The sequence below is a fragment of the Priestia aryabhattai genome (genome assembly GCF_023715685.1).
Classification (GTDB): Bacteria; Bacillota; Bacilli; order Bacillales; family Bacillaceae_H; genus Priestia; species Priestia aryabhattai_B.
This window is the reverse complement of the sequence record NZ_JAMBOQ010000004.1, coordinates 269,034-291,557: the sequence shown is the minus strand read 5'-3', so window position 1 is coordinate 291,557 and position 22,524 is coordinate 269,034. Positions and strand designations below refer to the sequence as shown.

The 22,524-nt window shown below is 37.4% G+C and carries 26 protein-coding genes; 6 read left to right on the top strand and 20 right to left on the bottom strand.

The genetic code is table 11. The features are described 5' to 3' along the window. Window positions 1-41: 41 nt before the first annotated feature. The 11 genes from M3225_RS20055 to M3225_RS20005 form a co-directional block, all read right to left on the bottom strand. Window positions 42-1,295: a sensor histidine kinase gene (locus M3225_RS20055; protein WP_251396546.1), complete on the bottom strand. Its 1,254-nt coding sequence runs from the start codon at window positions 1,293-1,295 to the stop codon at window positions 42-44. A gap of 106 nt (window positions 1,296-1,401) precedes the next feature. Beyond that, window positions 1,402-2,076 (bottom strand): response regulator transcription factor, encoded by a 675-nt coding sequence (locus M3225_RS20050; protein WP_308215759.1) that lies wholly within the window; start codon window positions 2,074-2,076, stop codon window positions 1,402-1,404. Between the two features lie 76 nt (window positions 2,077-2,152). Then, a complete protein-coding gene (locus M3225_RS20045) occupies window positions 2,153-3,148 on the bottom strand; it encodes a ketoacyl-ACP synthase III (RefSeq protein WP_251396545.1) in 996 nt (331 codons plus the stop codon). Window positions 3,149-3,344: 196 nt separating this feature from the next. Further along, on the bottom strand, window positions 3,345-3,497 hold the full coding sequence (locus M3225_RS20040) for a Fur-regulated basic protein FbpA (protein WP_013056825.1): 153 nt from the start codon (window positions 3,495-3,497) through the stop codon (window positions 3,345-3,347). Window positions 3,498-3,845: 348 nt separating this feature from the next. Next, on the bottom strand, window positions 3,846-4,010 hold the full coding sequence (locus M3225_RS20035) for a YezD family protein (protein WP_013056824.1): 165 nt from the start codon (window positions 4,008-4,010) through the stop codon (window positions 3,846-3,848). 371 nt (window positions 4,011-4,381) lie between these two features. Next, window positions 4,382-5,761, bottom strand: a complete 1,380-nt coding sequence (locus M3225_RS20030) for a sensor histidine kinase (RefSeq protein WP_251396544.1) — start codon at window positions 5,759-5,761, stop codon at window positions 4,382-4,384. Window position 5,762: 1 nt separating this feature from the next. Next, the gene (locus M3225_RS20025; RefSeq protein WP_251396543.1) at window positions 5,763-6,437 is read right to left on the bottom strand and encodes a response regulator transcription factor; all 675 of its coding nucleotides are present in this window, start codon (window positions 6,435-6,437) and stop codon (window positions 5,763-5,765) included. A 144-nt stretch (window positions 6,438-6,581) separates the two neighbouring features. Continuing rightward, window positions 6,582-7,469 (bottom strand): UTP--glucose-1-phosphate uridylyltransferase GalU, encoded by an 888-nt coding sequence (galU, locus tag M3225_RS20020; RefSeq protein ID WP_251396542.1) that lies wholly within the window; start codon window positions 7,467-7,469, stop codon window positions 6,582-6,584. Beyond that, a complete protein-coding gene (locus tag M3225_RS20015) occupies window positions 7,466-7,870 on the bottom strand; it encodes a GtrA family protein (RefSeq protein ID WP_251396541.1) in 405 nt (134 codons plus the stop codon). Before M3225_RS20015 ends, galU begins: the two co-directional genes overlap by 4 nt. Continuing rightward, window positions 7,863-8,828, bottom strand: a complete 966-nt coding sequence (locus M3225_RS20010) for a glycosyltransferase family 2 protein (protein ID WP_251396539.1) — start codon at window positions 8,826-8,828, stop codon at window positions 7,863-7,865. The genes M3225_RS20015 and M3225_RS20010 overlap by 8 nt, the downstream gene beginning before the upstream one ends. 13 nt (window positions 8,829-8,841) lie before the next feature. Then, window positions 8,842-11,019, bottom strand: a complete 2,178-nt coding sequence (locus M3225_RS20005) for a glycosyltransferase family 39 protein (RefSeq protein WP_251396537.1) — start codon at window positions 11,017-11,019, stop codon at window positions 8,842-8,844. A 240-nt stretch (window positions 11,020-11,259) separates the two neighbouring features. Here M3225_RS20005 and M3225_RS20000 point away from each other — a divergent pair, with 240 nt between their 5' ends. Next, a complete protein-coding gene (locus M3225_RS20000; protein WP_251396535.1) occupies window positions 11,260-11,832 on the top strand; it encodes a GNAT family N-acetyltransferase in 573 nt (190 codons plus the stop codon). 68 nt (window positions 11,833-11,900) lie between these two features. After that, the gene (locus M3225_RS19995; RefSeq protein WP_251396533.1) at window positions 11,901-12,356 is read left to right on the top strand and encodes a hypothetical protein; all 456 of its coding nucleotides are present in this window, start codon (window positions 11,901-11,903) and stop codon (window positions 12,354-12,356) included. A gap of 164 nt (window positions 12,357-12,520) precedes the next feature. Here the strand turns inward: M3225_RS19995 and M3225_RS19990 are convergent, their stop codons facing one another. From M3225_RS19990 to M3225_RS19980, 3 genes are all read right to left on the bottom strand, one after another. After that, window positions 12,521-13,378, bottom strand: a complete 858-nt coding sequence (locus tag M3225_RS19990) for an STAS domain-containing protein (protein WP_251396531.1) — start codon at window positions 13,376-13,378, stop codon at window positions 12,521-12,523. 259 nt (window positions 13,379-13,637) lie between these two features. Further along, a complete protein-coding gene (locus M3225_RS19985; RefSeq protein WP_251396529.1) occupies window positions 13,638-14,330 on the bottom strand; it encodes an LrgB family protein in 693 nt (230 codons plus the stop codon). Further along, window positions 14,300-14,704, bottom strand: coding sequence for a CidA/LrgA family protein (locus M3225_RS19980; RefSeq protein ID WP_251396527.1), 405 nt, complete (start codon window positions 14,702-14,704; stop codon window positions 14,300-14,302). Before M3225_RS19980 ends, M3225_RS19985 begins: the two co-directional genes overlap by 31 nt. Before the next feature lie 191 nt (window positions 14,705-14,895). On the opposite strand from M3225_RS19980, the gene M3225_RS19975 reads away from it, so the two are divergent. After that, a complete protein-coding gene (locus M3225_RS19975) occupies window positions 14,896-15,327 on the top strand; it encodes a MarR family winged helix-turn-helix transcriptional regulator (RefSeq protein ID WP_182420741.1) in 432 nt (143 codons plus the stop codon). A gap of 99 nt (window positions 15,328-15,426) precedes the next feature. Beyond that, window positions 15,427-15,714, top strand: coding sequence for a phospholipase (locus M3225_RS19970; RefSeq protein ID WP_306385328.1), 288 nt, complete (start codon window positions 15,427-15,429; stop codon window positions 15,712-15,714). Window positions 15,715-15,750: 36 nt separating this feature from the next. On the opposite strand, the gene M3225_RS19965 is transcribed toward M3225_RS19970, so the two are convergent. The 3 genes from M3225_RS19965 to M3225_RS19955 all read right to left on the bottom strand — a co-directional run bounded on the left by M3225_RS19965 (window position 15,751) and on the right by M3225_RS19955 (window position 18,192). Then, window positions 15,751-16,263, bottom strand: coding sequence for a GNAT family N-acetyltransferase (locus M3225_RS19965; RefSeq protein ID WP_251396886.1), 513 nt, complete (start codon window positions 16,261-16,263; stop codon window positions 15,751-15,753). 156 nt (window positions 16,264-16,419) lie between these two features. Continuing rightward, window positions 16,420-16,608 carry a hypothetical protein gene (locus M3225_RS19960; protein ID WP_251396900.1) on the bottom strand — a complete coding sequence of 63 codons (189 nt, stop codon included), beginning with the start codon at window positions 16,606-16,608 and terminating at the stop codon, window positions 16,420-16,422. 159 nt (window positions 16,609-16,767) lie between these two features. Further along, window positions 16,768-18,192 (bottom strand): phospholipase D-like domain-containing protein, encoded by a 1,425-nt coding sequence (locus tag M3225_RS19955; protein ID WP_251396883.1) that lies wholly within the window; start codon window positions 18,190-18,192, stop codon window positions 16,768-16,770. 172 nt (window positions 18,193-18,364) lie between these two features. Between M3225_RS19955 and M3225_RS19950 the strand changes: the two genes are divergently transcribed. Then, complete coding sequence (locus M3225_RS19950; RefSeq protein WP_251396525.1) at window positions 18,365-18,631, top strand: diaminopimelate epimerase; 267 nt, start codon at window positions 18,365-18,367, stop codon at window positions 18,629-18,631. Between the two features lie 2 nt (window positions 18,632-18,633). Here M3225_RS19950 and M3225_RS19945 read toward each other — a convergent pair whose 3' ends face one another. From M3225_RS19945 to M3225_RS19935, 3 genes are all read right to left on the bottom strand, one after another. Further along, on the bottom strand, window positions 18,634-19,233 hold the full coding sequence (locus M3225_RS19945; protein WP_251396523.1) for a DUF3298 and DUF4163 domain-containing protein: 600 nt from the start codon (window positions 19,231-19,233) through the stop codon (window positions 18,634-18,636). Between the two features lie 111 nt (window positions 19,234-19,344). Then, the gene (gene folD, locus M3225_RS19940) at window positions 19,345-20,199 is read right to left on the bottom strand and encodes a bifunctional methylenetetrahydrofolate dehydrogenase/methenyltetrahydrofolate cyclohydrolase FolD (protein ID WP_028408722.1); all 855 of its coding nucleotides are present in this window, start codon (window positions 20,197-20,199) and stop codon (window positions 19,345-19,347) included. Window positions 20,200-20,447: 248 nt separating this feature from the next. Then, window positions 20,448-21,848 (bottom strand): alpha/beta hydrolase, encoded by a 1,401-nt coding sequence (locus M3225_RS19935; protein ID WP_251396521.1) that lies wholly within the window; start codon window positions 21,846-21,848, stop codon window positions 20,448-20,450. Between the two features lie 202 nt (window positions 21,849-22,050). On the opposite strand from M3225_RS19935, the gene M3225_RS19930 reads away from it, so the two are divergent. After that, on the top strand, window positions 22,051-22,521 hold the full coding sequence (locus M3225_RS19930) for a staygreen family protein (protein ID WP_251396519.1): 471 nt from the start codon (window positions 22,051-22,053) through the stop codon (window positions 22,519-22,521). The last annotated feature ends 3 nt before the right edge of the window (window positions 22,522-22,524 follow it).

Genomic DNA, 22,524 nt, shown 5'->3' with positions numbered 1-22,524 from the left:
AGGAAAAGAAAGGTTAAAATTCGTTTAAAAAAGCGAGTGAATTAGTCCCTCGCTTCGTACGTAATTTGAATATCCGTTCCATTTTTCGTTGAATGAATCGACCACGTTAACTCCATTTCTTTAATCATTGCATCAACAATAGCTAGACCTACACCATTTTGTTTTGTCTCGCTATTCTTTTTAAAGCCTGACCCTTTATCAAAAATGATAAGGGAAGATGAACCATTATTTTGAACAAGACGAAAACCGATAAAGCGACCTTCTTTAGCATGACGAATCACGTTTTGACATAAATTATCTATTATTCTTTCTAACCACTGTACATCTCCGTACCAGTATATGGACTGAGACGACAGTTGAATACCCACTTCCATATTCGCTTCCTCAAATAGTGGATACCACTGAGCAATGCTTTTTCTGAGAAATCGAACCATGTCAATTTCCTCTTCTCGATACGGATATTTTCCATTTAACAGCAGCGTATAGGAAAATAAATTATCTATTAAACTGCTGACAAATTCTACTTTAGTATCAATCACCTCAAGAGCTTGTTGAACATTCAACGTCACTTCTTCGTTTTTCAGTTGATAGATATGAGTTCGAACAGTCGTGAGTGGTGTTCGTAAGTCATGCGATAGACTCATAATTAAGTCTTGCCGTAGCTGTTCTTCTTGCTGCTCTCGATTCCGACTTTCATGAAGCTGTTTAACCATTTGATTAAACGATTGTTCTAGCTGCCCTATTTCATCCGTGGAGCCAGATACAACAGGCAAGGGAATTCCTTGTTCGTCTTTGTTATTCATAGCAGTTTGTAACGCTCGCAATCTCTTTCGAATTTGAACGAAAAAGAATAGAGAAAGTACAATAAAAGAAAGCACAATTATAAAAACAAACCCTAAATAAATGTTATAGTAGGCTGGATCTAGTTTCTGAATAGGTAGCTCAACGGCTTTTTCCGGCACTTCAATTACCATAAAACCTTGCTTTTTATCTGCTCCGATAAAGGCAAGAACCGTATACGGGTCGTTTCCATATCGGCTTTTTATAAATTCAGCTGTATAAGAAGATGACCATTTCTTCGGGAGTGATTCATTGTAAGGAAACGGAAGCTTTGTTTGTCCAGCAGCGTTTACCCAAAACATTGAAGCTTCAGGGCATTTTTTCTTTAATAATTTTAGCTTTTTATTGATTGTTTCCTCATTTGCTCCTTCTAGCTTTTGGGCTTCTTCATTCCACATTTGTTCATAATAGCTTTTTCCTTTATACTCTTCATTTAATAATCCTTGAATACGCATAATAGAAACTGTGATAAGCCATGCCCCCCAAAAAATGATACCGGTATAATTAATACAGCTACAATCATAATTAAAATATACTTCATGATAAGAGACTGTTTAATATTCATTGCTTTATCCTATAGCCAATCCCTCGTATTGTTTCAATAATTTCTGGCTTAGCTGCATTTTTCTCAAGTTTTTCTCGTAAATAGCGAATATGTACCATTAACGTTTTATCCCCTTCTATATACCGCTCTTTCCATACCCCTTCATAAATTTGTTCTTTTGTTAAGATTTGATTTAAATGCTGAAGGAAATAAGTAAAAATATGAAATTGCTTACCTGTTAAACTAATTTCTTCACTTGTCTCCCTGTTCATTACACGATAGTCTCTCATCGAAATATGCAAATGTTTTAAAATAAGTTCCTCTTTCTTTCTTGAAAACCTTCTTAACAATACTTCAAGCCTCGCCAACAGTTCTTCTGGATGAAACGGCTTTGTGACATAGTCATCGGCAAACTCTAGCCCCATAATCTTATCTTCTAGAGCTGTACGAGCTGAAAGCATTAAAACAGGGACATCAGGTGCTAATTTTTTAAGCTTTTTTCCCCCTGTAAATCCATCTAAGCCAGGAAGCATTACATCTAGAATGACAATATCCGCTTGTTTAATAAACTGACTGGCGCTATCTCCCGATTGCAACCAAGTAACTTCATAGTTTTGCTTTTTAAGCTCTTTTTGAATCATTAATCCAATTTCTTCATTGTCTTCAATGTATAAAACGTGATTCCTATACACCCTCCTTTACTTCTTTTTCCATTTTATCGAACTCTTGCTAACAGTAAAAGACAAAAAAGCTAAAAGGCGATGCCTTTTAGCTTTTTTCGTTACACGTCCATTTAATTAACACACCACAGTGCGTTAATCCTCCTCCAAACCCATAGAGAATAAGAAGGTCATTTTCCCGTACTTTTCCTGTCACTATTCCTTCGTTCAAGGCAAGCGGAATAGAAGCTGAAGATGTATTTCCGCAGTATTGCACACTTGTTAACGTTTTATCCGTTGAAACACCTGTTTTGGCACAAATAGCTTCAATCATTCGAAGGTTTGCACTGTGCGGAATAAACCAATTTACAGCAGAAAGTAAAATAGAGGTATTCTTTAATAATGCTTCCACTCCTTTTGGAACCGTTCGGACGGCAAAGCGATATACTTCACGTCCGTTTTGAACTAAATTCCCACTCGAATTAATTTCTTTTCCTGAAAGAGTGTCAGATAAATTAGAGCGGTATAAATTTACGCCTCCGCTTCCGTCCGTTCCGTAATGACATCCTAAGAAACTTGGATTATGCTCGTCGTACTCTACAAGCATGGCTCCCGCTCCATCACCAAACAGCACGCATGTTGCCCGGTCCGTATAATCTGTAATTTTCGACATTACTTCCGCACCGATAACTAAAATCTTTTTATGTAACCCCGATGTCACTAAGCCGTTTGCTACATGAAGGCCATATGTAAACCCAGCGCATGCGGCACTTAAGTCAAATGCTGCAGCCTGCTCAATATGAAAATAATCTTGAATCTGACACGCGACGCTAGGAAAAAAGTGATCCGGCGTTGTTGTAGAAACAATAATTGCATCTACATCTTCTATTTCTACAGCATATCGTTGAAGCAAATTTTCAACTGCTTGAATGGCAAGCGTAGACGTGTATTCTCCTTCATCTGCAATTCGTCGTTCTTTCATTCCTGTACGCTGCACAATCCATTCGTCATTTGTATCTACTATTTCTTTTAAATGGTCGTTCGTTAATTTTTGCTTTGGTGTATACGTCCCCATACCTGTGATTCTAGCTTTTGATTGTATCATTTCTCCACCTCAAATCAGTTGATACTTAATTATAACACCTGACTTTAATATCTGGTACTAATTTATTAACAGATAAAAAGCGCAAAGGCATACCCTTCACGCTTTGTGTATTAAATAATTATCTATAATAACCTCTTTGCCAATTATTCAACTAAGTTTTATTTTCCCTTTATTTTATTGCACGTAAGCTTTCTTTTTACTTACTACGTGCCTGATACTCTTTTTCTAAGTCAGAGAGTGTGAGTTCAAAAAGATGATGGTTTTCTTTTTTATAAATTCCTTTTTTCAATAACTCTTCAATGAGGTATTGTTTTCTTTGCCGCACTGCTGCCCGTAATAAATTTTCCATCTTTTCTCCTCCTATTATATTAATTTAAAAATAAAAAAAGGCTCCTAACGTAGGTCAGAAGCCTTCGGTAATCCGATCAGCACAGGAATGAAACTGTCAGACTTTTATAACTAAAAAGGGGGGGGAAGCTGCTACTTTAGCAGCTTTACACTTCTCATCGTAATACTCATAAAACCTATAACCTAAACTTAATTCAAAAAATTCTAAATCTTTTACTGTAAGGAAAGTCAATCTTTCTTCGAATACGCATGTTTTCTATATTTGGCGCAGTACGTGCTTGCCCCCGCTGCCAAGACGTCGCTAATTAGGCCAGCCTTTCAGTCTCTCTCAATAAGTATTTAATTGGGCTTATTTGTGGCTTGCTACTTTACTTTTAGCTAAAAAGCGGTTTTTCTCCGTACTGTCTACTTGAGTAATTTGTCCGTCGTGAAGAGTAATTAATACAGATCCATAGTTGATTTCAGTCAGTAATTTAACAATATAATCTAATTTTTCTTGTGTAATTGAAGCCATTTTATCATTCTCCTATTCATAGATAATTTTATATTTTAGTTGCAATTGAATAAACAAAGCGAACAACATCTATAAGTACTTGTATAATGAGCAGAAGATAAATGCATGGTAATCCTCCCCATATGTTCATTTGAAGATTGAGATATTAATAGCCACAGCCAATGTACAGAAAAGGCCCACACTAGTAACGAACAAGTATGAGCCTTCGGTTGACCGATCAGCTTCTTTAGCATCCCAATTTTTTCAAAAGATTTATACTATCTATATTATTTACACTTTACCTATATGTCAAGTAGGGATTAAAAAAATAAATAGATATTATTAATTTTTTTTATATCTTTGTTCTAATTAAAAAACTCATCTGTATGAACTTACACAGACGAGTCTTTTTTATTGCTATTTTTTTTGATAGGTAGTGTCACCGTAAAGACGCTTCCTTGTTCTTTTTTGCTTTCTACACGTATTGCGCCCTCATGCAGTCGCACAATTTTTTTTGTAATAGCTAGACCGAGGCCGCTTCCTTTTAACGTTCTGGATTTATCTACTTTATAAAAGCTTTCAAAAATATATTTTTGATCTTCTTCTGCAATACCAATTCCATTATCCTTTACTTTTACGTCTATTTCTTCGTTTTTTAGATGAATGGATATCTTCACAAATCCATTTTCAGGCGTATATTTGATCGCATTTGTTACTAAATTTAGCCAAACTTGCTCTAACAAATCTTTATCTGCTTCCATTTGAACATTGGATAAATCAAGGTCAATTTCTATGTTCTTTTTTGTCCACTGAGGTTCTAAAGCCATGACCACATGCCTGATTTGTTCATCCAATCGGTATTGTTGCAGCATTAGCGTTTGATGTTCAGAGTCAAGAGAAGCAAGCTTTAGCAAATTGGAACTAAGCTGAGAAAGTCTTGTACTTTCTTTTTCAATGATTGTTAAATATTGTATCTTTTTATCTTCACTTACGATATCATCTTTAAGTGCCGCTGAAAAACCGCGAATAGAGGTCAGCGGTGATTGAATTTCATGCGAAACGCTTGCGATAAACTCTTGCCTCATCGTTTCTATTTTGTTTAATTCTTTAGTCATTTGATTAAAGTTTTTAGTTAACAGACCGATTTCATCATTTGTCGCGTGCTCTACTTGCACATTGTATTCGCCTTGTCCGACCACTTTCATCGCTGTACTAAGGCGCTTAATTGGTTTAATAATAATCGTTGAAACATATGCAAATAATACAATACCTACTAATAAAATCGTAATAAGCTGGATATTTTGAACATCTTGAATAACTGAAAATTGCCGCTGTGGATGAGACTGAATAAATAGAGCATACGATCGGCCATTTTCTTTAAAAGGAAGACCCACTACGTTTGGCTGTGGACGATCACCTTTTTCCTCATTTAAATTAGAATAACGCTTCCCATCTAACACTTGATCCACTTCTTCTGGTGTAATTGGAATAGGCGGCCCTGGCTGTCCTAATACTTTTTCTTCATGCTGATCATCAATAATAATAAACGAAAAATGAATAAATGATGAATTAGATAAAAATCTTGCAGCTTTGCCGGAGTCTTCTGCTCCGTACAAATCGATAAAATCTTCTCCTATCTTCACCATATCCTGACCTAATCGCATTTCGAGCTTCTGCTTACTAAGAAATGTCGTGACGACAACGGTAATCACAACGCTCAATAAAATCGTAATAATGAACGATAGCACCAGCTTTACATAAATTGATTTCACGTTAACACCCTTCTACTCTGTAGCCTAATCCGCGAATTGTTTTGATTTCCATACCGACGTTTTCCATATGATTAAGCCGCTCTCGCAGACGTTTTATATGAACGTCTACCGTGCGCTCATCTCCTTCATAATCATATCCCCAAATTAATTGAATAAGCTGATCACGAGTGAAAATCTTTCTAGGAGAACTAACTAACGTGAACAGTAATTCAAACTCTTTTAACGGCAGCTGTTCGCTTGTTTCTCCCGCACTCATCTCTAGTTTAGTACGGTCTAATTTTATATTCCCCATATAGATTATATTGTTAGCTTCTACTCGGTACCTACGTAAAAGGGCCTTTACACGAGCAACCATTTCCTGAGGATCAAATGGCTTCACGACATAATCGTCTGTTCCAATATCAAATCCTTTTAGTTTATCATGCGATTCGCCTCTAGCTGTTACCATCAAAACCGGTATATCAAAATACTCCTTAATTTCCTTTGTTAGTTCCCATCCGTCTTTAAATGGCATCATGATATCAACGACTGCTAGATCAATTCGAAACTCTTCCATTTTCGACCATGCTTCTTCACCATCTGCTGCTTTTATAATTTTAAATCCTTGATTTTCTAAATATAATGATATCAGCTCTCGAATATGTTGATCATCATCTGCCACTAATATTTGAATCATACATGTCTCTCCTTATCCCTAAGTTTGTCCAGCTTTTACGCACAGTAAGCTCTCTGTTTATACCAAACAGAGAGCGACATAAGATAATAAAAGGATTTTATACTTCAAATATGAACTGAATATGAACAAACTGATTAAATCCTATTAGCTGAAGTTGTTTGCTCGTTCTTTTTCTACAATTCCCTCCAAATACGATAAAAACGTTTGACGTAAATCTCTACGCTTTAACGCAACTTCTACCATCGCTTTCATATAGCCTACCTTATCTCCAATATCAAAGCGCTGCCCTTCCAGTTCAAGAGCAAACAGGCTCTCTTTTTCACATACCACACGCAGTGCATCTGTTAATTGTAATTCATTTCCTACCCCTCTTTCAATCGTTTTTAGATAAGAAAAAATAGAAGGATTTAAAATGTAGCGTCCCATAACGGCAATAGTTGACGGAGCTTGTTCTATCGATGGTTTTTCAATCAAGTCATTCACTTCATGAAGGCTGCCAGATTTATTTTGTGGCTTGATGATGCCATATTTTGATACTTCTTCAGCATCCACTTTTTTAACTCCGATAACTGATTGATTAGTCGTTTCATACGCTTGGATCATCTGTTTGAGCGCAGGTTCTTCAGAAGTCATAATATCGTCTCCAAGAAGAACGGCAAACGGCTCATCTCCAATGAACTGTTCGGCACAAAGAATAGCATGGCCGAGGCCTAACGGCTCTTTTTGACGAATATAGTGAATGCTGGCCATTGATGAAATCGTTTGGACTTCTTTTAACATTTCGAACTTGTGCTTTTCTTCAAGCATTTGCTCTAATTCAATTGATTTATCAAAATGGTCTTCAATTGATTTTTTGTTTCGGCCTGTAATAAAAATAATACTTTCAATACCTGATTTCACAGCTTCTTCTACAATATATTGTACAGCAGGCTTATCGACAATTGGCAGCATTTCTTTCGGCTGCGCTTTTGTCGCTGGCAAAAAGCGAGTTCCTAAACCGCCTACTGGAATAACTGCTTTTTTTATCGTCATATATGAATCCCTCTTTCTTTTTTAGTAGTAAATACAAATAATTTAGTACCAATAAAATTGATACCGACACTTACGATTGTGATCAAAAGTTTACTGATTAGCAGCGGTATACCCCATTTATTATATAGAACAGTCAACAGAAAAGACATTAGGGATAAAGTGATCAAATTTACGATCACGAATGAAATCACTTCACGCTTCCTGCTTTTTTCTTTTCTCTCAAACGTCCATTTACGATTCATGACATAACTATTTAAAATGCCCGCACTATATGAAATCCACTGCGCTAGTATGTAGTTAACACCGATTGTTGTTAAGATTGCGTATACTATAAAATCAATCAGTGTATTTACAACTCCTACTAACGCAAATTTAATAAAAGATATCCATTTGTTAGTCACGAAGAGATACTTCCTTGCGTGGCTCAAACTGATACTTTTCACGGACAATATAGAGTGGACGATTTTTTGTTTCATCGTAGATGCGGCCAATATATTCTCCAATCATACCAAGCATAATTAAAATGATGCCGCTAAAGAATAGCTGAATGACAATTAATGACGACCACCCTGTGATGGTGCTGTCGGTAAATAACTTCAAATACAGCACCACTAAAAGATAAATAAAACCGATACCAGATAGAGTTACACCAGCATAGCTAGCTAGCTTTAGCGGTTTATATGAAAAAGACGTAATGCCATCCATTGAAAGCTTCAGCATCTTTTTCAAAGGATATTTCGACTCTCCAGCCAAACGCTCGTCTCGCTCATATTCTACCGCTATTTGCTTAAAGCCAACCCAGCTTACTAATCCGCGAACAAAGCGATTTTTTTCTTGAATACTATTCATTTGATTGCACACTTTACGATCTAGCAAGCGGAAATCCCCTGTATCGAGCGGAATATCAATATCGGTCATCGCACGTAAGAAACGATAAAACATAGCAGCTGTTTGCTTTTTAAAGTATGTTTCTCCTTTTCGCTTTGTACGCTTAGCGTATACAACGTCGAACCCTTGCTTCCATTTTTCAATCATCTCTAAAATCAATTCAGGCGGGTCTTGCAAATCAGCATCAATCACAACGACCGCCTCTCCTCTTGCATAATCCATACCAGCTGTAATGGCAATTTGATGACCAAAGTTACGGGCAAAATCTAATAAAACAACGGCCGGGTCTTGCTCACTGTAGTCTTTAATTATCTCTGCTGTTCGGTCTCTACTGCCGTCGTTCACGAAAAGAAGCTCGTAAGCTTCTTTCGTTGAACGCATCACTTCTGTTAAACGGCGGTAGGTTTCATGAATCACTTCTTCTTCGTTGTAGACAGGAACAACAATAGAATATTTAATAATTGAACTCATGTTCATGTCCTCCTTATTTAAGCGTTATTTCGTATAATGTTCCATTTCCAGATGGTCCTTGCTGAGAACTTGATGAAGTAGACTGCCATTTGGAAGAAGGAACCTCCTTACTATTTTCTTTAATCCACGTTATAACGTCAGATTGACCTCCCTTGCCCATTCCAGACAAGTAGAAATATTTCACTTCACCTTTTTTAATCATGGCTTTTAATTTACTCACCGTTAGAATTGGATCTGAACCGCTAAATCCACCCATTGCCATTACGGGCTTGCCCGTTTCGATAATATAAGGCGCAGCTGAAGTTGAATCCGTTGTTGCAAATAAATATTTTTCACCTGTATTATTTTTTGTTAAATAGTTTAGTAGCTTTTTGTTTACTTCTGCGTTCATTCCTCCACTTTTTTGTTTTGAAGATGATGATTTGCTTGAAAAGCTATTTGGCATTAGCATTTGACCGCTATTTGACAAACCGCTTGGCGGCTGCATTTGATTGTTTGACGATGAATTGCCGCTAGAGCTTCCTGGAGGCTGCATGCCATTAAAGCCAGACTGTTTGCTATTCGTTGCTGTGCTTGGAGGTCCTCCCATACCGCTTGAAGAATCAGGACCTGCTGCTGGAAGCATGCTATTTCCACCATAAATAATTGGTGTCATCGCCCAGTACGCCGGCATTGCAAGCAAGACAACCATTGCTGCGACTCCTAGATAATTCGTCACAGAATTTTTACGTTCTTTACGAACAGCTAAAACAAGAGCTAAAATGACGCCCAGTGCCCCTACACCTGCAATTGGCGCTACGCCGATTGAGCTCACATAAGGAGACATGATATATACTTGAAGCGCTGCTGTTGTTAAAATACCACCCGGCAGCAGCCATAATTTCCAACCATTACGCTGTTTGTACATACTCCATAAAGCTACTGCTCCCGCTCCTGCAAATGCTGCGATTGGAGGTGCCAGCATAATTAAATAATACTGATGGAAAAATCCTGCGATACTAAAGAAAACAGCTACTGGTAGCAGCCATACTAACCAAAATAAACTTTCTTTTTGTTTTGTCGTGTAAGGTCCTTTAAATTTCACTCCTGCAAATAGACCCACGATTGAAAAGATTACAAATGGTAATAACCAGCTGATTTGATCTGATAACCCTTTTTGGAACAGTCGGAATGGACCAGGATTACCTGTGTTGAACATTCCATTTTGATTTCCTCCGCCTGGAGCCTGCATTTTTTGAGAAGAGCTGCTCTTTCTTTGATTGGAGCTTTGTGAAGAATCAGCACTTGAATTACTATTTTGTTTTGTTTCACTGCTTGCTGTTTGCTGCTGAGTTTGAGCAGGCTGTTTATGACTGCTTCCCGTCACGCTTGTATTTCCAGTTAAACGATTAATACCGTTATATCCGAAAGCAAGCTCTAGAACTGAATTTGTTTGACTGCTCCCCATGTAAGGTCTCTTATCAGCAAAAGTAGAATCCACTACAACTGCCCATGAGACAGAAACAGCGAGCATCAGTGCAGTTGCTGTTGTTAAAAAAGCAATTTTCTTTTTCCAAGTGATTTTGGTTGCCACTACATAGAAAACATAAAATGCTGGTAAAACCATGTATGCTTGAAGCATTTTCATATTAAAAGCAACACCAATCATCGCAAAAGCGGCTAACACCCAGCCAAATTTAGCAGTGCGCACAGCACGAAATAACATCCATGTTGCTACTAATAATGTAAACACAAGCATACTATCGATATTATTTGTTCGGCTTACCGCCGGTACAATTGGCGTCAGAGCCATTGCAAGAGCAGCAAACCTCCCAGCCCATACGCCAAACGTATGTTTCATGAGTACGTATAGTAAAAGGACTGAACCGATGCCCGCTAATGCTTGCGGTAGAATAACGCTCCATCCGTGAAACCCAAATATTTTGGCGCTAATTGTCTGAATCCAAAACACAACCGGCGGCTTATCAACCGTTACATAGCCTCCTGGATCAAAAGATGCGTAAAAGAAATTATGAAAACTTTGAAGCATACTTTTGACAGCTGCCGTGTAATAAGCATTGACGTATTCATCTGTCCAAATTTTAAATAAATTCAAAAACGCTGCAATTAAAACAATTGGAACTAAAAATAAGTCTATTCTTTTTTTGTTTGAAGTTCGTTCTTCCTTCACTTCACTGTTCATGTGTTTCATTTCACTCCTTCGTAATTTCTGACTTTAGTCTAACAAGCTTATGTGAACTCATTATGAACAGCAAAAATAATTTTTTATTTTAAAAAAAGCCGTTTGACCTCTTACGCTCCACAATGAAATATTTTACAATTAAAGAATCAAGTACATGAAATAGAAAGCGTCTTTCTGGGATGCTGCAGCTTCTATGACACATTATTATCAACACTTCATCCACTTCTTGCTGAGAAAGGAGACAACTTTATGATTCAAGTAAAAGATATATACGGAAATTTACCCACACTAGAAACAGAAAGACTCCGCTTGCGGAAAGTTACAAAAAAAGATGTGCGCGATATGTTTGAATATGCCTCAAATGAAAAGGTAAGCAGATATGTAAATTGGGAAAAACACCGAAAGCTTCAAGATACAAAAGAGTTTGTTTCCTTCGTTTTAAAGCAATATAGCAACCACACCATTTCTCCTTGGGCTATGGAAATCAAAGCCTTGAAAAAATGTATTGGCACTATTGACTTTGTCACTTGGAACCCTACTCATCGCATTGCGGAAATTGGCTACGCGATTTCCGAAGCTTATTGGAATAAGGGATTTGTTACTGAGGCAGCTGAAAAAGTAATTGCGTTTGGATTTGAAGAAATGGATTTAGTCCGCATTCAAGCGAGGTGCTTTGTTGAAAATGCTGCATCTGAGAAAGTGATGAAAAAAATCGGCATGTCTTATGAAGGAACGATTCGAAAAGCCATGTTTATTAAGGGAGCTCATCAAGACTTAAAGTTATATTCAATCTTGCGAGAAGAGTATATACGTAACGCTTAGAAAATTTATAAAATACTTTCCATAACATAGGCTAACTTCAACACTAACTCTTCATTTTGAGGTGAACAATGTTGGAGCAGGCAGTTCAGCATTTAGATCTATCTGCACATGGTTTGTGGTTTCCGATTACGGTTAGTTTATGTTTATTTGCTCTTGCCCTTGTTTTATTTAAACGCCAGCTAACTTGGCGAGATTTTTATATCACGTTTAGCGTAGTGGGATTTGTTTGTTGGCTTTGTGATGTTATCATTACGCGGGTCTTCAACATGATTGATTTGGGAGATCCAAAAGTTACAGGACTCGGAGATATTGTAAGCTATACATTCATTCCACCTTCCCTTTCCATTTTATTTTTAGCTTACTTACCAAATAAAAATAAATGGCTTTTATCACTTCTCTTTTGCGCTGGTTCACTACTCATAGAGTACGGCATGATGAAAAGCGGCTATATGCGTTTGAACGGCTGGTTTTTTGTCTATTCAATCGTGGTATACTTCATCGTTTATGCTTTTGTGCTGCCATGACACATCAAATTCATTAAATAAAAAACGGATGTTTGACAACATCCGTTTTATACAATTCACTTACTTTCTACCTACTGGAATCCACATTTCACAGCGATGTCTGAAAGAATGAATATCTTCATGTGTAACGTACACTTCTAATGTTGGTGCATATTTATAGCCGGTCATTTTATCCGACGTGGTGACAAATGCGTGCGGCTATGTTCTTCAGGACGTCTAAACCCAATTTTCAAAAGGGCTGCTTCTAAATTTGCTTCTGTTTTAATTTGATTAAAATCAATTCCCAGTTTTACCACCGTTTGGGCAATTTCCGGTCGTATCCCCGTTATAATAGTTTCTACTCCTGCCAATTTGAGAGATTGATGAATTTTGAAAAGATTGTCTGCTACCATTGTATCGATAATCACGACACCGGAGATATCTAAAATAAGATAAGATAACTGAAGGCTTGTCCCTTTTTTCAGACAGGTCTCCATAATAACTTGCGAGCGATGAGTATCAATTTCTCCAATAATTGGCATAATGGCTATACCTTTTGTAACGGGTACGAGCGGAACTGAAAGTTCTTCTAATGACGTATAAGCTAAATTCATCATATATCGATTATGCTCGTCGTAAATTTGACCAAAAACACATGTCACCGTATCTAAAAGAGGATCAATTCGATCACTGACATGCAGCATGGTAATTGCAGCAAACTGATGCTCCTCTAGTTCTCTTGTAAATACATCCCACATAACGCTGCGATAGATTGGAAGGGTACCTAGTGCTTTTTCTAAAGGAATATTTTTTTCCACTGCATATTTACCTGTCTCTAGTGCCCATTCTTTAACAAGTTTAAGTACAGCCTCTTGTTCTTCAAATAGTAATCTTCCAAAATACTCCATAATTGACACTCGCCACTTCAAAATTTGCTTTTCTTTCAATTCCTCTGGACTTAGCGTATGTGTAGAATCTAAACGTTCGGCTAATTTTTCTGACAAGCTATATTTATGTTCAAGAATCTTTTTTCCTATATACACGAGCTCCTCTTTTCTGCTATTTTTACTGTGTATATAACCTTGACTAAGCCTACTTACCCATCCGACAATTGACTAGCCTACCTAAAAATAACAAAAAAGCGGTTATTTTATGAATTTTCTTTCTTCTTATTATAGTACCAGAAAAAGAGCCGCATAACTTAAAGCTTGCTGCGGACAAAACTTATGCTTTTGTATAAAAAACAATCCTGTTCCAATTGGAACAGGATTGTTTTTTATATTCAATTTATTTTATCTCATCTTATACTTGAAATAGCCAGACAACAATCGGCCCAAAAACCGAGCCTAGTACAGCGCTTAACGTCATTGATACTGAGCTCATCGATACTGTTAGTTCACCGTATTCAAATGCTTTAGAAGTTCCTAAGGCGTGAGAAGCGCTGCCTAGTGCAATTCCTTTTCCTAAAGAACTCTTAATACGAATCCACTTTAAAAGTAAAGGTCCAAGGATTACTCCCGAAAAACCTGCAATCATAACAAATACCACGGTCATGGATGGAACGCCCCCTAGTCCCGTGGCAATTTGAATCGCAACCGGAGTGGTAATGGACTTAGGAATAATGGATAAAATCAGGCTTCGATCAATGCCGAATACTTCAGCGAACACAAGCCCACTGATCATGCCTGCAAATAACCCTACAAACACTCCTCCAATAATAGGAATGCTGTATTTTACTAGCATCTCACGCTGTTTATACAGTGGATACGCTAATGCAACAACCGCTGGTCCTAGAAGTGAATTAATCCATTTGCCTCCAATCATATACTCATCATAGGAAACATGAAAAGCAAGCAAAAGAAGAATAACGAATACGGTTGTAGTTAAAACTGGAATAAGAATTGGGTAGGAAAATCGTACGTATACTTTTGCCATGACTAGATACAGAGCAACTGTAGCTATGATTATAGAGATCGCGATAAAGAATTCTTGCACTGTTGTTTCTCCTTTCGTTTGTTCGCTTTCTTTTCCAAAAGTTGGCTCGCAGTCCCTGCGGCGGCCATCGTAACGATGGTACTAAGTACAATGATTAAAAATAAAATCACTCCGCTGCTTGAAAGAAGCGACGGATAATTCATCACCCCTGCCATAGCTGGTATGAATAATAGCGGTAAAAAAGATAACAAGAAACTTGCTCCGTCTTCAACCACTTTGATGGGAACAACTTTGCACGTTAAGCAAATGAGCATTAAAATTAAGCCTATAATACTGCCTGGAATAGGCAGGTGAAGCATATGGTGAACGGCTTCGCCAATCATAGAAAAAGCATAAAGAATCGCGATTTGTAAAATGATTCGTATCACTTTCATTATAGGTCACTGTCCTATAGATAAAGAACAGCTGTCCTCCTCTCTTTATTTTGTCATGTTGTCTAACATTTAACTATATAAACACACTTTACTTTACCTACTTTTACTTGTACTATACAACTATATATACATTTGTATTATACAAGTATATAATTCTTTGTCAATGAATGATTTTGTAAGGGGCGATTATGATGCAAGAAAAGAATTCAATTGAATTGATTGAATATGAACTTACTACCTTTATTAGACGAGCTGTCTATCTTGATAATTCCGAAAATAAAATAGGAAATTTAGAAAGATCAGCTTATTTATTATTACGGCAATTAGATGAATTTGGACCAGCTCGTGTAAAAGAACTAGCAGAAGCATTTAAACTGGACATTTCAACTCTTTCTAGACAAGCTGCCGCTTTAGAAAATAAAAAGCTTATTTCCCGCTCCTCTGATCCTTCGGATGGACGCGTCAGCCTATTTAACATCACAACACGTGGGAAACAAATGCTGCAAACCGATAAACAAATGCGTCTTGAACGCTATCATAGTATGTTAAAGAAATGGTCAAGTGAAGAAAAGGAGCTGTTTGGCAAACTATTAATGCGGATGAATGACGCATTTATCGATTAAATAGAAAGTCATGAAAATTAGGCTGCTACTGCACGGTGTTTGTCCCTGTCTCTTTTCTTTTTCTTGCATTTACTGTAGAGAGACTATTGAAAAGGATGTATGATTATGTCTGTTCCGAACAAACGGAAAGCCACGCCCTGCCTTTTCCCCGGCTATAAATGGTGTGGTCCCGGATGCAGTGGTCCCGGATGTCCTGTAAATGATGTAGACTGCTGTTGCAAATACCATGATTTATGCTATGAAGATTACGGTTCATGCCGCTCATGTGATGAGCAATTTCTTGACTGTCTTTGCTCCAAAGCAAACCCGTACAGTTTAAAAGGAAGACAGGCATACGCCATGTATACCTATATGCGGCTAAAGTTAGCTTTAAAACAATATGACTAAGCATAAAAGAGGTGAATTGAAAAATTCAGCTCTTTTTTATACCATTTTATCCGTATGAATCCAAAAGCGTTGAACAACAGCTCCGTCCTCTTCTATATAATCTTCGTCCTGTATACCACCGTTTGCCAAAATAGTTTGACGAGAAGCGGTGTTCCAATCATCGCACACAACTAATGCCCGTTGAACTCCCAGCTTTTTGATTTCTTGAAGAGATAACTTTAATAGCAGCTTCGCATATCCTTTTTGTCTTTCGCTCGGCCGAATACCATAACCTATATGCCCTCCGCTGTTTCGAAGTATTTCACTTAGTTTATGACGAATATTAACTACTCCTATCACTCTCTCATTATGCATTAGCCAATAGGTGGAATCGGGCACATATCCTTTTTTTAATCCGATCCCTTTTTCCGCATCTACTAACTCTTGAACCATTTCTTCAAAGTAAGCAGGGTCTTTAGCAATTACCCACGGAATCATTTTTTCTCCGCTTTCTTTCCATTCATTATAAAAACTCATATAAGCCTTTTTATAAGCTGCATCTGGTTTCATTAAAACGGCGGTTTCCACGTACCTTCCTCCTTTTTTATTTATTATATTTATACTACCGATTTTTCCCAATAAATAAAAGGGGATAATTTACATCATGTGATAGTTGTATTAACTTATTTATAAGATATAGAACAAAGAGATCGAGACATAACTAAATCAATCCAATCTAAAGACGAACAAATGAGATAAAGGAGCTGGTATAGATCGCTTGTTACACCGCTGTTGATTTCCGTGCAAGACTTCGCTTTCCGCGGGCGGCCGATGAGCCTCCTCGTCGCTTCGCTCCTGCGGGGTCTCATCTATTCCGCTTTTCCCGCGGGAGTCTTCGTCTTGCCCTCCAATCAACCGCTAGAAGCACCTACATACATAAAACCTACGTTCACCCTACCAATAAAAAAATCCGAACGAGTTTGATTCTCTACCAAGAATCTCGATTCATCGTTCGGATTTTCCTTCAGCTAAAATACGTTTGTCCCCACCTCTTTTTGTTAAACTGCCGATTGTTTAAATAAATTCCTTAAAAAACCTTGTCACTTTTGCAAGGGTGTACAGTAAGGTTCGCTTCATAGCAGGTTCTTCTTTCTTTTGAACGTCAGGAGATTTAATCCATCGCTTGTGATTGGCTATAAGGATACTTTTATCCATTTTGTTTTCCATCGCCACCTTCAACTCTTTTGCAAATTCTTGACTATCAATAATAACCACGGATTCATTATTCAAAAATGTAGAACGGGAATCTAAATTAAAAGAGCCTACGGCGCTGAGTCTTTGATCATAAATCACAGACTTTGCATGGATCGAATAAGGTCCTTGGTATTCGTAAAGCTTTACACCTGTCTTCATAATCGTATCCCGCATACTTATATACCCGGAAAAAGCCAACACATTGGGCGTAGATGTAACTGAATTTGTGAGTAGCGTCCATTGAACGGCTGGCTTCTTTTTCATGGCTGTATACTTGCTCATCGCATTGGTTGGCACCACATAAGGACTTTGAATAAGAACAGAGCGTTTAGCTCCTTCTGCCAGATTAATAAACGTTTTCCACATAAAAGGTCTTTTATTAAAGCGTTCAATTGGATTATGAATAAAAGAAACACGCTTTGTAGGAACGGTGGAAGCATTCCAATTAATTTTAGGAGTCGCAAACTGTTCTCCTACTTGCTTAGCTTTACCATATTGCTGCAGTAGCAAAGCTTTCATTTCCTTTCCCTGATCGACCTGGTACTGCGTGAGATGATGAAAAGCTTTTTTGGTGTAAGGATGAGCCCATAATTCGTTTATATAATTTTGCATTTGAATCATGACGCTATCTTGCTCGTATTTGCTGTTTGTAATAAAGACATCACGGTCATAGACGAAGTCTGGAGGAGGCTTTTTAGCTAAATACTTGTCCCCTATATTCCGTCCTCCTATTATACCTAGTCGCCCGTCTACAATCATTATTTTGTCATGCATACGATTTTGCCACGCCCAAGGTTTAAACAATTGAAATGGTTCGTAATATTTCACTTCGATATTAGGATGTGAAGCTAATGCGTAGAGCACGCCTCTTCGATTCCCTCGTAAGCCGTTAGCTATCCCATCTAAAAGAACGCGAGTATGGACGCCTCGATCAGCTGCTTTAAAAAGAGCGGCCATAATTAAATCTGTGGACTCTCCTTTTCCTATTGAGTAATAAGCAATATCAATCGATTTCTCAGCTTCTTGAATCATTTGAATACGAACTCTTCCTGCCTCATACCCATCTTCAAGAAGTCTCACTCGGTCCGTGGACTCACTCTGGCCAAAAAAGCTGGCCGGTTTAATTGAAGTCGTTTCCTCTCCTGTTTTTAAAGGTACATAAAAGAGAACAACTGCTGTTATAACCACATACAAAATATATAAAAATAAAATAATAAGTAATCCTTTAAGTGCTATTTTTATCATCGCAACTCCAGCTTTTTGTCTTTTTCTGTTATCGTTCACAAATAATGATCATTACATGCAAGGAACTGTTTCCTTGATTCCTTTACTCTTTGTCATTTTGACACATTCATTTTTTCTGATTCAATATTTGTATAGTATGCTAGTACATATCATAGAAAAAAGGATGATTGTGATGGAGGAATATTCTTTTCGTTTTCATATTACAGATTCTTACCCTTTGCAAAATGAAAACGATAAAATAGAAGCTGTTGTACGCACCAAAATCAAGCATGCGGACCGAGGATGCTTGTATGAGGGTTATCTTCGTGTTCATATCACTAAAATCGGGGTATTTCCTGTAGCAAAAGATATTGCTGAAGCGATTAGCATTCGTTCGCTTCGTCAGCAGTTAGCGGCCGAATTAAAAAGATACGTACGGCCGCACCGCAATTTTTTATAAACTTATCCAAACATTTGTCCAAGTGGACTTTCATCTGCAATAATATCTTGAATAGCATAGATAGAAATTGGAAAGTAAGGAATTCCATATACATAAGGGGCCAGGTCATACAGCTGATAAAATAGCACAAGCGATTTATCAGCGATATAAAAATCTTGATCTGGTTTAATTCCTTTATATTCTCCAAGAACCATAATATCGCGCTCTTTTATTTGCTCTCCTACTATTTTAGAAAGAACATTCACATAATTACTGTCTTTTTTAAATAAATCTTTTAGTTGATACGTTTTTCCAGTCAGAACATTAAACGTTAACGGAACTACCACGGTCAATCCGTGCGCTCCACCGGAATAAGCAAAATTGACAAGTGTTAAGCTAAGCACATTTCGCTCGTTTGTTTTCAATTCATAATAACCCGTTTCTTCTGTATCCGGATTTTCTCCATATCCCTGCTGACGAATTAATTCATTCGTACGTTGCAAGATTTTACTGTTAATGCTGTGCTGAACAGCTTGATTAGTCAAATGTACAGCTGGATAGTAAACGTTTAACTTTTTCTTCACCATTTGTTGAGAATATACCGTTGCAGGTAACGTAACCATCGCTTCCTCCTCTTTCTATACAGGTTGTTACATTCTATTCTTTTAGCTTTCATTCCATTACTGAAGCAAAAAAAATCCCGTGCATATACGCACGGGATTTTTAACTTTTTATTATTTTACATTGTTAATTGTTTTAGCAGCGTCTACCGTATTTTTTAATAACATTGTGATGGTCATCGGACCAACTCCGCCTGGTACTGGTGTGATATAACCTGCAACTTCTAAAGCCGCTTCGTAATCAACATCACCAACGAGTTTACCATTTTCCATTGTGTTACCTACATCAATTACAATGGCACCCGGCTTAATATCATCTGCTTTTATAAGTCTAGGTTGTCCTACAGCTGACACAAGAATATCAGCTTGTTTTGTTAAAGCAGATAAATCTTTTGTGCGAGAGTGAGCAATTGTTACCGTTGCACTTTCTTGAAGTAACAGCATGGATACTGGTTTACCCACAATATTGCTTCGTCCAATTACTACCGCATGTTTACCTGAAATTTCTTCACCTGAACGTTTAATTAACTCAACGATACCATGTGGTGTACATGGTAAATAGCACTCATCGCCAATAACCATATTTCCTACGCTTACTGGGTGGAAACCATCTACATCCTTTTTAGGAGATACAGCATTTAATACTGCCTTTTCATCAATATGTTTTGGTAATGGAAGTTGAATAAGAATACCATGAACAGATGGATTTCCATTTAAGTGATGGATTTCGTTTAGAAGCTCTTCTTCAGTAATCGTTACGTCACGTTTGATAATTTCAGATGCGACACCGATTTCTTCACAAGCCTTTGCTTTTGCTTTTACATATGATTGCGAAGCAGGATTTTCTCCTACTAAAATCACGGTCAAACCAGGAACGATACCTTTTGTTTTTAATTGAGCTACCTCTTCTTTTAATGCTGCGCGCAGTTCTTGCGCTACTTCTTTTCCTTTAATTACTTTCGCTGTCATGATGTTTTTTGCTCCTTTCAACTGTAACCATTTAATAAATGTACGAATTATAGTTATTAATCTAACACAAAAGTTCGGTTTTGTTCAATGTTTTTATTATTTTTATTTTAAATAGCTGAAAATAAATAACAAATAACGTATATTCCATTCTTATCGTACTATAATATTGTGTATTCATCAAAACTGTTTTTATTTAAACGTTGCTTTTTCAAATTAAAAACCGCACCTTCGGCACGGTTTTCGACGATTTATTTTTCTGTTGATATGCTTTTCTTAGTAGTCAACGGCAGCACGTCTTCCTCTGTTTTTAGGTCCTTTACATGCATTTTCTTGAGAGGCGCACTTATTTTCTTATTTTTCGGAGGTTCTTCAAAATTCTCTACCCAATCACATAGCAGTTCAAATCCTTGATAGACATATGGCAGAAGAGGCTGAAGCTTTCGATCTGGGTCAATTTGATGATTCCACACTAAACTATCAATGTGGTTTCCATTTTCAATTACATAGTGACGGTGAAGGTGCTGTTTACCAGAATCTTTTACCAATTGTTCATAAGGATAAGCATGAATATCTGGAAAAATAAGAGCATCTAACGACCCTGTAATGCTTATCAACGGAACGGAAATATCACCTGTATTTTCAATTTCACGAACCTTTTGCTTTACATCTTGCGGCCTTTCGTGATAATCATATTTTTCAAAAATAGAATCTAACGAACGATCTCTAACTCCGTTTTCAAAAAGCGTTAAGTATTTTTGCCACGGAATGCTTCCAGGTGCTTGACTGTCAAACTCATCTCTATATATATTAAGCGTTAAAAACCAATAATACTGGTCATGATATGGCCATAAAAACTCAGATCCCTTTGGCAATCCTGCTTGATACAACCGATGCAAAGCTTCTTCTTGCAATTCACCTACTGTATACATTGCTTCTTTGGCATGATTTACGACAGGTGTTAGGGAAGTAATCAAATTATCGTGATCAGCTCGCCACATAACTCCTTCCCATTCAACGCCTCCGTTAAAAAGCTGAGGCTCTCCATTTTTCCCGTCGTTTTCTAAAGCGTAGCGAACAACATAACCCCCATTAGAAATACCTAACGCATACGTTTTTATATCAAAATATTCTGTCACTTCTTTTTGAAGTTTGTGACGATAATTTTTAAACAAAAATTTCTGAGCCATTTTTGTCACTTCGCGGTATTGAATATGCCATTTTCTGATGGAATCTTCTTCTTTGACTAGAGCGTTCTTTGCTTTAGCAAATGGATCATCTCTCACTTCTTCTCCCTGAGTTCCTTTATCAGAAGAAGCAAACGCAAACCCTTTTGCCAACACATAGTCGCTGAACAGTAAATCCGTTGATTTCTCATCTCTGGTAGCTGGAACTCCCGACATAACTAACTTTCCATTCCAGTCATCAGGAATTCGAATGAGAAATCTACCACCATCAACTTCGCCTTCTACTTGAACTCCCGTTATTTCTTCAGGCTGGTACATGTAATACCATCCATTTTTTTCTTCTTTTGTTCCCCAATAGATAGGAGCCAGTCCAATGTTCCCATAGGCAGTGGCTGCTTGAAATTGAAGAGGATTTTTAGTCGTTAACCAGTTTCCATATTTACCGTCAAACGTTGTGATATTCAAGTGATAACCTCCATTCACATTTGCTTTTGAAGACAATCTGTGGGGACTGTACACGCATAATTTCAGTTAAATATTACCATCTATTTCTTAAAAAGTACATCAAAACGCCTTTCTTACAGAAAGAAAGTAGACATTTATCACAACTGAGCCCATAGTGCCGTATAATATTGAAATTTATTCAAAAAAAGGAGTGTCAATGACTATGAGTTCGTTTAATTCTTCAAAACTTTCTACGACTTTTATTCCCCCTGCTACTTCCTCCTATCCGGTTTCCGGAAGAAAATATACCCTTACTCATTCTGATACAACAGGTCAGCTTTTTTTAAGCATCGGTTGCTCATATAACAAGAAGGCGATAGATGAAAATATGCGGGATGAAGTACTAGCTTCTCTTCATGTAACAGACCGCCAAGCTGTTATTCAAGGCGAAGTTTTTGTCAGTGGAGGTGAGTTTAGCCGCGAGCAAGCACAGCTTCGTTATCACATTTTCCGTCGTGAGCTCCCGCTTGCTTTAGAAGCAATATTTTACGGAGACCAAGCGTTTTTTCAACATTATCCAGACTTGCTAAATACACCGATCTACATTTATTTTGTATCGGCTTATCAAGAATTTAGAGGGTGGTCCTATTATCAAACGCCTAAATTTTATTTAAAACAAACATGCAGCAGCTAGCAC

Bases quoted from the DNA above. Each gene is read 5' to 3' on its own strand.
- M3225_RS20000 (WP_251396535.1), top strand. From the start codon at position 11,260: ATGATTCAAGTAAAAGATATATACGGAAATTTACCCACACTAGAAACA.
- M3225_RS19975 (WP_182420741.1), top strand. From the start codon at position 14,896: ATGCAAGAAAAGAATTCAATTGAATTGATTGAATATGAACTTACTACC.
- M3225_RS19995 (WP_251396533.1), top strand. From the start codon at position 11,901: ATGTTGGAGCAGGCAGTTCAGCATTTAGATCTATCTGCACATGGTTTG.
- M3225_RS19945 (WP_251396523.1), bottom strand. From the start codon at position 19,233: ATGGTTACGTTACCTGCAACGGTATATTCTCAACAAATGGTGAAGAAA.
- galU (WP_251396542.1), bottom strand. From the start codon at position 7,469: ATGACGATAAAAAAAGCAGTTATTCCAGTAGGCGGTTTAGGAACTCGC.
- M3225_RS19970 (WP_306385328.1), top strand. From the start codon at position 15,427: ATGATTATGTCTGTTCCGAACAAACGGAAAGCCACGCCCTGCCTTTTC.
- M3225_RS20005 (WP_251396537.1), bottom strand. From the start codon at position 11,019: ATGAAACACATGAACAGTGAAGTGAAGGAAGAACGAACTTCAAACAAA.
- M3225_RS20025 (WP_251396543.1), bottom strand. From the start codon at position 6,437: ATGATTCAAATATTAGTGGCAGATGATGATCAACATATTCGAGAGCTG.
- folD (WP_028408722.1), bottom strand. From the start codon at position 20,199: ATGACAGCGAAAGTAATTAAAGGAAAAGAAGTAGCGCAAGAACTGCGC.
- M3225_RS20040 (WP_013056825.1), bottom strand. From the start codon at position 3,497: ATGGAAAATTTATTACGGGCAGCAGTGCGGCAAAGAAAACAATACCTC.
- M3225_RS20035 (WP_013056824.1), bottom strand. From the start codon at position 4,010: ATGGCTTCAATTACACAAGAAAAATTAGATTATATTGTTAAATTACTG.
- M3225_RS19930 (WP_251396519.1), top strand. From the start codon at position 22,051: ATGAGTTCGTTTAATTCTTCAAAACTTTCTACGACTTTTATTCCCCCT.
- M3225_RS19965 (WP_251396886.1), bottom strand. From the start codon at position 16,263: ATGAAACCAGATGCAGCTTATAAAAAGGCTTATATGAGTTTTTATAAT.
- M3225_RS20045 (WP_251396545.1), bottom strand. From the start codon at position 3,148: ATGATACAATCAAAAGCTAGAATCACAGGTATGGGGACGTATACACCA.
- M3225_RS19980 (WP_251396527.1), bottom strand. From the start codon at position 14,704: ATGAAAGTGATACGAATCATTTTACAAATCGCGATTCTTTATGCTTTT.
- M3225_RS20055 (WP_251396546.1), bottom strand. From the start codon at position 1,295: ATGCGTATTCAAGGATTATTAAATGAAGAGTATAAAGGAAAAAGCTAT.
- M3225_RS20010 (WP_251396539.1), bottom strand. From the start codon at position 8,828: ATGAGTTCAATTATTAAATATTCTATTGTTGTTCCTGTCTACAACGAA.
- M3225_RS19950 (WP_251396525.1), top strand. From the start codon at position 18,365: ATGGAGGAATATTCTTTTCGTTTTCATATTACAGATTCTTACCCTTTG.
- M3225_RS19955 (WP_251396883.1), bottom strand. From the start codon at position 18,192: ATGATAAAAATAGCACTTAAAGGATTACTTATTATTTTATTTTTATAT.